Source organism: Mesorhizobium sp. M1A.F.Ca.ET.072.01.1.1, assembly GCF_004023325.1.
In the GTDB taxonomy this organism is placed as follows: Bacteria; Pseudomonadota; Alphaproteobacteria; order Rhizobiales; family Rhizobiaceae; genus Mesorhizobium.
Map to the genome: position 1 here is coordinate 1 of NZ_RZSF01000556.1, position 2,594 is coordinate 2,594.

Genomic DNA, 2,594 nt, shown 5'->3' on the forward strand with positions numbered 1-2,594 from the left:
GTCAATGCCCCGCTGCCCAAGGGCAAGGATCCGCAATCGGTGACGATGGACGAGGCAATCGCCCTGATTGCCGAGAAGGAAGCCAAGGGCGGAGGCGGCAAGAAGCCGTTCCGCCGGGCGGCAAAGAAAGGATAGCACGACGTGGCGCGCAGGATCTCCGGAAGAAGTCACGGCGATCCGCGCAGCGCCGACACCAGGGCGAAGGTGGTCAAGGATGACTACCGGCCCTCGCGCGACGAAATCCTGCGCTACATCGCCGAAAACCCCGACCGCTCCGGAAAACGCGACATCGCCAAGGCTTTCGCGCTGCGCGGCGAGGACCGCATCTGGCTCAAGGATCTGCTGCGCGACCTGCAGGATGAGGGCCTGCTGACGAGGAACCGCAAGCGGCTCACCCGCGTCGGCGCCCTGCCCCACGTCGCCGTGCTCGACATTTTCGGCCGCGATAACGACGGTGTGCTTCTGGCGCATCCGAGCGAATACACCGGCCCGGGCTCGCCGCCCGTGATCGCCATCCGCATTTCGCGCGGCGCCAGCGGCCCGGTTCCGGGCATCGGCGCCCGCGTCCTCGCCAAGACCTTCCCGACCGACGATCCCTCAGGCCCCGCCTATACCGGGCGGGTCATGAAGATTTTCGAGAAGCGCAGCGAAGCCGTGCTCGGCGTCTTCCGCGTGCTGAAGGACGGCACCTTTCGCATCGAGCCGGTGGAACGCCGCCAGCCCGAGCTGATCGTCGACAAGGAATTCCAGAACGGCGCCAAAAATGGCGATCTGGTCGAGGTCGAGCCGGCGCGCGCTTCGCGCTACGGCCTGCCGCGGGCCAAGGTGCTGGCGGTGCTGGGCTCGCTGACCAGCGAGAAGGCGGTCTCGATGATCGCCATCCACGCCCACGACATACCCCATGTCTTTCCGGCCGATGTGATCGCCGAAGCCGACGCCGTGAAGCCGGTTTCGCTTGCCGGGCGCGAGGACTGGCGCGATCTGCCGCTGGTCACCATCGATCCGGCCGACGCCAAGGACCATGACGACGCGGTGTTCGCCACGCCCGATACGGACGAGAAGAATCCCGGCGGCGTCATCGTCACCGTGGCAATCGCCGATGTCGCTGCCTATGTCCGCTACGGCACGCCGCTCGACCGCGAGGCGCTGAAGCGTGGCAATTCGGTCTATTTCCCGGACCGCGTCGTGCCGATGCTGCCCGAGCGCATCTCCAACGACCTCTGCTCGCTGCGCGAAGGCGAGGACCGTCCCGCGATCGCCGTGCGCATGACCTTTTCGGCGGACGGCCGCAAGCTCAGGCACTCCTTCCACCGCATCATGATGAAATCGGCGGCCAAGCTCGCCTATCCGCAGGCGCAGGCGGCGATCGATGGCGTGCCCGACGACAAGACGGGGCCGATCCTCGAAGGCGTTCTGAAGCCCCTCTGGGACGCCTATGCCGTGCTCAAGCGCGGCCGCGACAGCCGCCAGCCGCTCGAACTGGAGCTGCCGGAACGCAAGATCCTGCTCAAGCCCGACGGCACCGTCGACCGGGTCGTCGTGCCGGAGCGCCTCGATGCCCACAAGCTGATCGAGGAGTTCATGATCCAGGCCAATGTCGCGGCCGCGGAGACGCTTGAAGGCAAGAAAGAGCCGCTCGTCTACCGCATCCACGACGCGCCGTCGCTGGCGAAACAGGAATCGCTGCGCGAGTTCCTGCACACGCTTGGCCTGTCGCTGGCGCGCGGCGCGCAGATGCGGCCCGGGCAGTTCAACGGCATTCTGGAGCGGGTGCGCGGCGCCGACAACGAGGCGCTGGTCAATGAAGTGGTGCTGCGCTCGCAGAGCCAGGCGGAATACTCGCCGAAGAACATCGGCCATTTCGGTCTCAACCTGAGACGCTACGCGCATTTCACCTCGCCGATCCGGCGCTATGCGGATCTCATCGTGCATCGCGGACTGATTGCCGCGCTCGGCCTCGGTCCCGGCGGCCTGACGCAGCAGGAAGCGGATCGCCTGGAGGAGGTCGGTGCGCTGATCTCGGCCACCGAACGCCGCGCCATGGCCGCCGAACGCGACACGGTCGACCGGTTGATCGCGGGCTACCTCGCTGAGCGCATCAACGACACCTTCGACGCGCGCATCTCCGGCGTCGCCAAGGCGGGACTCTTTGTCCAATTGCCGCAGTATGGCGCCGATGGTTTCATCCCGGTGTCAAGTTTGGACGGCGATTACTATATCTACGATGAAACCGCTCGATCGCTGTTCGGAGAGCGCACCGGCAAGGGCTACCAGCTAGCCGACCGCGTCGAGGTGCGGCTGCTCGAGGTTGCGCCGATGGCAGGCGCGATGCGTTTCGAGATGCTGAGCGACCCGAAGCCGCTGCCAGGCTCGCGACGGTCGTTCCACAAGACCAAGGGCCGCGCCCGCGCGTCGCAGTCGCGCATGGGTCCCCGCGGCAGGAGAAGATGATGTCGAAGGGCATGGAAGAACAGGTTTTCGGCGGCGAGCATCATTCCGGCCGCGTCGCGCGTCCGCTGTGGACGGCAATCAAGCGCGGCATGCTTGGCCGCTGCCCGCATTGCGGCGAAGGCAAGCTGTTCGGCGCCTTCACC

At 66.6% G+C, this 2,594-nt stretch carries 2 protein-coding genes; both read left to right on the plus strand.

Annotated elements, in window-relative coordinates; translation table 11 throughout:
• Positions 1-12: 12 nt before the first annotated feature.
• Positions 13-135 (plus strand): topoisomerase C-terminal repeat-containing protein, encoded by a 123-nt coding sequence (locus EOA32_RS36180; protein WP_281015308.1) that lies wholly within the window; start codon positions 13-15, stop codon positions 133-135.
• Between the two features lie 6 nt (positions 136-141).
• Positions 142-2,451 (plus strand): ribonuclease R, encoded by a 2,310-nt coding sequence (gene rnr / locus EOA32_RS36185; protein ID WP_128374227.1) that lies wholly within the window; start codon positions 142-144, stop codon positions 2,449-2,451.
• The last annotated feature ends 143 nt before the right edge of the window (positions 2,452-2,594 follow it).